This window comes from Azospirillum sp. B21, assembly GCF_008364825.1.
Taxonomy (GTDB): Bacteria; Pseudomonadota; Alphaproteobacteria; order Azospirillales; family Azospirillaceae; genus Azospirillum.
The window spans coordinates 151,006-157,559 of record NZ_VTTO01000013.1 but is presented as its reverse complement, the minus strand read 5'-3'; the positions used below and the strand labels follow the sequence as shown (position 1 = coordinate 157,559).

At 66.7% G+C, this 6,554-nt stretch carries 6 protein-coding genes; 2 read left to right on the top strand and 4 right to left on the bottom strand.

The window, feature by feature from the left end; all coding sequences use genetic code 11:
- The first annotated feature begins 534 nt into the window (after positions 1–534).
- The gene (locus FZ983_RS25285) at positions 535–2,232 is read left to right on the top strand and encodes a monovalent cation:proton antiporter-2 (CPA2) family protein (protein ID WP_149226601.1); all 1,698 of its coding nucleotides are present in this window, start codon (positions 535–537) and stop codon (positions 2,230–2,232) included.
- Between the two features lie 3 nt (positions 2,233–2,235).
- Here the strand turns inward: FZ983_RS25285 and FZ983_RS25280 are convergent, their stop codons facing one another.
- Genes FZ983_RS25280 through FZ983_RS25265 form a run of 4 tightly spaced genes read right to left on the bottom strand, consistent with a single transcriptional unit; the run spans position 2,236 to position 6,095 of the window.
- Positions 2,236–3,273: a sulfate ABC transporter ATP-binding protein gene (locus FZ983_RS25280; RefSeq protein ID WP_149226598.1), complete on the bottom strand. Its 1,038-nt coding sequence runs from the start codon at positions 3,271–3,273 to the stop codon at positions 2,236–2,238.
- 31 nt (positions 3,274–3,304) lie between these two features.
- Positions 3,305–4,192 (bottom strand): sulfate ABC transporter permease subunit CysW, encoded by an 888-nt coding sequence (gene cysW, locus FZ983_RS25275; RefSeq protein WP_149226596.1) that lies wholly within the window; start codon positions 4,190–4,192, stop codon positions 3,305–3,307.
- Complete coding sequence (cysT, locus tag FZ983_RS25270) at positions 4,182–5,084, bottom strand: sulfate ABC transporter permease subunit CysT (RefSeq protein ID WP_149226594.1); 903 nt, start codon at positions 5,082–5,084, stop codon at positions 4,182–4,184. Before cysT ends, cysW begins: the two co-directional genes overlap by 11 nt.
- A gap of 3 nt (positions 5,085–5,087) precedes the next feature.
- Positions 5,088–6,095 (bottom strand): sulfate ABC transporter substrate-binding protein, encoded by a 1,008-nt coding sequence (locus FZ983_RS25265; RefSeq protein ID WP_149226591.1) that lies wholly within the window; start codon positions 6,093–6,095, stop codon positions 5,088–5,090.
- A 313-nt stretch (positions 6,096–6,408) separates the two neighbouring features.
- On the opposite strand from FZ983_RS25265, the gene FZ983_RS34300 reads away from it, so the two are divergent.
- The gene (locus tag FZ983_RS34300; protein WP_188092503.1) at positions 6,409–6,549 is read left to right on the top strand and encodes a hypothetical protein; all 141 of its coding nucleotides are present in this window, start codon (positions 6,409–6,411) and stop codon (positions 6,547–6,549) included.
- Positions 6,550–6,554 lie beyond the last annotated feature (5 nt).

The window sequence follows — 6,554 nt, the reverse complement described above, 5'->3', positions numbered from 1 at the left end:
TTGTGCCAATCCCCGTAAGAACCAGCACCCCAAGGCCGCAACGGCTACCAACTGCCGCCGCCTGCGCATCCCTTCTCGACTTCACGATCTACAATGTCCAAGATCCATCCCGATCACGACGAAACATCGACCGGTGAACCGGATCGACGAGCCATCAATTTCAGATCGGAGGAGCGCAAACCGACCGGTTCGCGCTGGCAGGCATCTTTTCTAGCTCTCTCGGCCGATCGGGTCAAGCCCTTTTTTTCGGCCTCTCCACCGAAGCGTCGGCGAAGCATAGAACTGAAACGACCCTGCCCCAATCCATCGGGGCCTCGACCGCCGCTGCGCCCCTGTTCGGGTGCCGCCGTTGGCCGAGGAGCGGCTATATACGCAGGCCGATCCGGATCGTCCAGGGCAAAATTCACCACTTCACGATTTTGCCCTACCACTCCTGCTCCGTTTCCGCTTCGTCGGGTGACCTGCGGGATGCACTTGCGGGATGGGCCTCTGCAAGACCATACAGTTGCGCCCCTGCCCCATCGCGATCCGGTCATGCACGATTTCACCCTTCTCTTGGACGTTCTGTTCCTGCTTCTGGCGGCGATTCTGGTGGTGCCCCTGTTCCAGGTTCTGCGCATCCCGGCGGTGCTGGGCTATCTGGTCGCCGGCGCCATGCTCGGCCCGCACACTCCCGGGCCGGTGGTCGATCTGGCGGTGCCGCAGGTGCTGTCGGAGTTCGGTGTCGTGTTCCTGCTGTTCGCGATCGGGCTGGAACTGCCGGTTTCGCGACTGCGGGCGATGCGGCATTACATCTTCGGCCTGGGACTGATGCAGGTCGGTCTGACCAGCGCCGCCATCGGCCTCGTCGCATGGTGGCTGGGCCTGACGCCGGAGGCGGCGCTGATCGTCGGCGGCATGCTGGCCTTCTCCTCCACCGCCACGGTGCTGAAACTGCTGGTCGAGCGTGGGGAGACCGTCGCCCGCTTCGGCCGCATCTCGGTCGCCGTCCTGATCTTCCAGGATCTGGCGGTGGTGCCGCTGCTGACCCTGCTGCCGCTGCTGGCGGACGCCAATGCCAGCATCCCGCTCGCCCTGGCCCTTGCAACGGCCAAGGCGGTGGCGGCCATCGTCGTCATCATGCTGCTCGGCCGCTTCGTCGTCCGCCCGGCCTATCGCTTCATCGCGTCGGCCGGCAATCCGGAGCTGTTCACCGCCACCAACCTGTTCGTGGTGCTGGCGGTCGGCTGGCTGACCGCGGAGGCCGGTATGTCGATGGCGCTGGGCGCCTTCCTCGCCGGCATGCTGCTGGCCGACACCGCCTATCGCCACCAGGTGGAAGCCGACATCGAGCCCTTCCGCGGCCTGCTGCTCGGCCTGTTCTTCATGACTGTGGGCATGTCGCTGGACCTGCCGGCGATGATGGCGGAGGCGCAGACCATCGCCGCGATCACCGCTGCGCTGCTTATCGGCAAGAGCTTGCTGCTGTTCCTGCTCTGCCGTCTCTCGGGCTTGGGGCTGGCGACCTCGCTGCGGATCGGGCTGCTGCTGTCGCAGGGTGGCGAGTTCGCCTTCGTGCTGATCGGCAAGGCGGTCGGGCTGTCGGTGCTGGACGGTCACACCGGCCTGCTGCTGTCCTCCTCGGTCGCTCTGAGCATGGCGGTGACGCCGGCGATCGGCGCCTCGGCCCAGCGGCTTGCCCAGTTCATCGAGGCCCGGATGGGGGCAGAAGCCTTCGGCATCGAGACCAGCGATCTGAAAAGCCATGTGCTGATCTGCGGCTACGGCCGCGTCGGCAAGGCGGTCGCCAAGCTGCTGACCGAGCACAACATCGCCTATGTGGCGCTGGACCTGGAACCGCAGCGCATCGCCGCCGCCCGGCACGACGGGTTGCCGGTCTATTACGGCGACGCCAGCCAGGGAAGCGTCCTGCGGGCCGCCGGGATCGAGCGGGCGCGCGCCGCCGTCATCACGCTGAACCGGCCGGACGCCGCCCACCGTGCGGTGGAGGCGATCCACGCCACGGCCCCGTCGCTGCCGATCATCGCCCGCGCCCATGATCTGGGGCAAAGCGCCGCCCTGGTCGGGGCGGGAGCGACCGCCATCGTGCCGGAAACCATGGAGGCCAGCCTGCAGCTCGCCGGCCTCGTGCTGCGCAGCGCCGGGGTCGAGACCGCCGCGGTCGACCTCAGCCTGAAGGCCTACCGCGACGGCAATTACCGGGCGCTCGCCGAGCAGAAGAACGCGGACTGAGCCTTACCGGGCGAACACCCGCGCCCGGTCGATGTGCACGGCGCAGCGGTCGCCAGCGACGATGCCGAGGGTGGCGAGCCGTTCGCGGTCCATCTCGGCCTCCAGCGCCAGACCGGCGAGGTCGATCTCGATCCGCGCATCGGGGCCAACGACATGGATGCCGGAGATGCGCCCCGGACCGGCCGTGGCCGGGGTGACGCCGAGGTCGTGCGGGCGGACATAAGCCACCGCCGGTCCCTGAACGCCGCCTTCGGTCGGAATCGTCAGGGCGCCGCCGCCGACATGGGCGACGCCGCCCTCCACCGTGCAGTCGAAGCGGTTCACCTGCCCGAGGAACTCGTAGACGAAGGCGGAGGCCGGGTGGTCGTAGACCTCCGCCGGGGTGCCGATCTGCTCGATCCGGCCCTGGTTCATCACCACCACGCGGTCGGCCAGTTCCAGCGCCTCCTCCTGGTCGTGGGTGACGAAGACGGAGGTGATGTGGATGTCGTCGTGCAGCTTGCGCAGCCAGCGACGCAGTTCCTTGCGAACCTTGGCGTCGAGTGCGCCGAAGGGTTCGTCCAGCAGCAGCACCTTCGGTTCGATGGCCAGAGCGCGCGCGAGCGCCACGCGCTGGCGCTGGCCGCCCGACAGCTGCGCCGGGTACCGGCCGGCGAAGGGCGACAGTTGCACCAGTTCCAGCAGCTCGGTCACGCGCTGGCGAATCTGGGCGCTGCCCAGGCGCTGACCGCGCGGCCGCACCTTCAACCCGAAGGCGACGTTTTCGAACACGGTCATGTGCCGGAACAGGGCGTAGTGCTGGAAGACGAAGCCGACCTGCCGGTCGCGCGGCTTCAGCCCGAGCGCCTCCTCCCCGTTCAGCAGAAGGCCGCCCGCATCGGGACTTTCCAGCCCAGCCATGATGCGCAGAAGCGTCGTCTTGCCCGAGCCCGACGGGCCGAGCAGGGCCAGAAGCTCGCCCGACCTCACCTCCAGATCGATTGAATCCAGTGCGGTGAAATCGTTGAAGCGCTTGGTGATGCCTGAAACCTGGATCGCCATGGGTCGCGTTGTCCTCTCCAGAGTCCGGCGGTCAGTGCCGGGCCGCCGCCAGCTCGTCCCCGAAACGCCACTCCAGCGCGGTCTTCACGACCAGCGTGACCAGGGCCAGCATGGCCAGGAGCGAGGCGACCGCGAAGGCGGCGACGAAATTGTATTCGTTGTAGAGAATCTCAACATGCAGCGGCATCGTGTTGGTCTCGCCCCGGATATGGCCGGAGACGACCGACACGGCGCCGAACTCGCCCATCGCGCGGGCGTTGCACAGCAGCACGCCATAGAGCAGCGCCCACTTGATGTTGGGCAGCGTGACCCGCCAGAAGGTCTGCCAGCCGGAGGCCCCCAGAACCAGCGCCGCTTCCTCCTCGTCGGAGCCCTGTTCCTGCATCAGCGGGATCAGTTCGCGCGCCACGAAGGGGAAGGTGACGAAGACGGTGGCGAGCACCAGCCCCGGCACTGCGAAGATGATCTGGACGCCCATGTCGCGCAGATAGGAGCCGAACAGGCCGTTCATGCCGAACAGAAGCACATAGATCAGGCCCGAGATCACCGGCGACACCGAGAAGGGCAGATCGATCAGCGTGATCAGCAGGTTCTTGCCGCGGAAGTCGAACTTGGCGACGCACCAGGATGCGGCGACGCCGAACAGCAGGTTGGCCGGCACCGCGATGGCGGCGACGATCAGCGTCAGCTTGATCGCGGCGACGGCGTCCGGTTCGATCAGCGCCGTCCAATAGGCGTCGAACCCGCGGCGCAGCGCCTCCACGAACACCGCGACCAGAGGCAGCAGCAGGAACAGCGCCAGGAACAGCAGGGCTCCGCCGATCAGGGCGGCACGGACCCATGCGGGTTCGGTCAGGGCCGATTGCGCGGGCGGCACCGGGATGGAAGCCGGCGCGGAAATGCTGGTATCAGCGGGCATGGCGCGACCTCATCCACTGCTGCAGAAGGTTGAGGATCAGGAGCATGAGGAAGGAGACGCCCAGCATGGCCGTACCGACTGCGGCGGCGCCGGCATAGTCGTACTGCTCCAGCTTGATGACGATCAGCAGGGGGACGATCTCGGTCAGGCCGGGCATGTTGCCGGCGATGAAGATGACCGACCCGTATTCGCCGACGCCGCGGGCGAAGGACAGCGCGAAGCCGGTCACCAGCGCCGGCAGGACCGCCGGAAGGATCACGCTGCGGAAGGTCTGGAAGCGCGAGGCGCCCAGCGAGGCCGCGGCCTCCTCCTCCTCCGCCGGCAGGTCCTGCAGGATCGGCTGCACCGTGCGGACGACGAAGGGAAGGCCGATGAAGGTCAGCGCGATGGCGATGCCCACCGGCGTGAAGGCGACCTTCAGACCGAACAGTTCGTTCAGCGGCTTGCCCAGCCAGCCGTTCGGTGCATAGAGCGCGCTGAGCGCGATGCCCGCCACCGCGGTCGGCAGGGCGAAGGGCAGATCGACCAGGGCGTCGACCAGCCGCTTGCCGGGAAAGTCGTAGCGCACCAGCACCCAGGCAACCAGGAAACCGAACACCGCGTTGGTCAGCGCCGCGGCGAAGGAGAGGCCGAAACTGACCTCGAATGCGGCGATCACCCGCGGCGTGGTCACCGCCGACCAGAATCCGCCCCAGCCGAGGCTGCTCGACCGGACGATCAGGGCGGCCAGCGGGACCAGTACGATCAGGCTGAGATAGGTGAGCGTGAAGCCCAGCGTCAGCCCGAAGCCCGGGATGACGCTGGGCTTCCGGAAGAGGGGAACGGGGGCGCGGACCGTCACCGCGCCCCCCTTTCCCGCCAGAGCGCCGTCGCTGTCGGCAGCGGCGACCATGGATCAGCGCCCCTTCTGGAAGATCTGGTCGAAGACACCACCGTCGGAGAAATGCTTCTCTTGCGCGGCACGCCAGCCCCCGAATTGGTCGATCGTGACCAGCTTAACATCCGCAAAGCGTCCCGCATACTGGGTCGCCAGCTCCGGAAGCCGCGGGCGGTAATAGTTCTTCGCCGCGATCTCCTGGCCTTCACGGGTGTAGAGGAACTGCAGGTAGGCCTCGGCGACCTTGCGGGTTCCCTTGCGGTCGACGACCTTGTCGACGACGGCGACCGGCGGCTCGGCCAGGATCGACAGGCTGGGCACCACGATCTCGAACTTGTCGGCGCCGAATTCCTGCAGCGACAGGTAGGCCTCGTTCTCCCAGGCCAGCAGGACGTCGCCGATCTCGCGCTGGGTGAAGGTCACGGTGGAACCGCGGGCGCCGCTGTCCAGAACCGGAACGTTCTTCAGCAGCTGCGCCACGAACTCCTTGGCCTTGGTCTCGTCGCCGCCGTTGGCCTGCAGGGCATAGGCCCAGGCCGCCAGATAGTTCCAGCGGGCGCCGCCGGAGGTCTTCGGGTTCGGGGTGATGACCTGGACGCCAGGCTTCACCAGGTCGTTCCAGTCCTTGATCCCCTTCGGGTTGCCCTTCTTCACCAGGAACACGATGGTCGAGGTGTAGGGGGCGCTGTTGTTCGGCAGGCGGCTCTGCCAATCCTTCGGCAGCAGGCCGGCATCGGCGATGGCGTCGATGTCATAGCCCAGCGCCAGGGTCACGATGTCGGCGTCCAGGCCGTCGATGACGGACCGCGCCTGCTTGCCGGAGCCGCCATGCGACTGGCGAACGGTCAGGGCGCGGCCGGTTTCCGCTTCCCACTTCTTGGCAAACGCCTTGTTGAACTCGACATAGAATTCCCGCGTGGGATCGTAGGACACGTTCAGCAGCGTGTCCTTGGAATCGGCGGCGGCAACACCCAGCCAGGCCAGCGTCAGGCCGGCGGCGAGGAGGGTCATGCGGCGAAGCGACATGGCAGGGGTCTCCTTCGGTGGCTCCTGAATTGCACGAATTTCTTTCGTGGTATCGGCGCCGTCTTTTCTATTTCGTATGTAGAGTTTGCCCATCGATGATGCGCTTGGGAAGTGGTTTTTTCGCATCCACCCACGAGAAAAACGGCAACTCCACTCAATCCATTGGCGTTAAAGCGGAAAGCTCCTCCGGCGACCTCGTTCGGCGCACCCTGGCGGAACCTGCGCCGGATGGGGAACCGCATCCGGAACCGGCAACTTTGCCGGCCTCGCCCTGTTGGATAGCGACAGATCGACGAATTCAGGAGCACACACGATGGCTGGCAATTTCCGGAAAGTAGGCACTGAACTTCCGAAGGCCGGCACCTCGCGAGGCTTGGGCCGTCCCGCCATGTGGACAATTCTGGGCATCCTCGCGGTCATGGCCCTGCTGCTGCTGTTCTTCCCGACCTGGTGACGGCG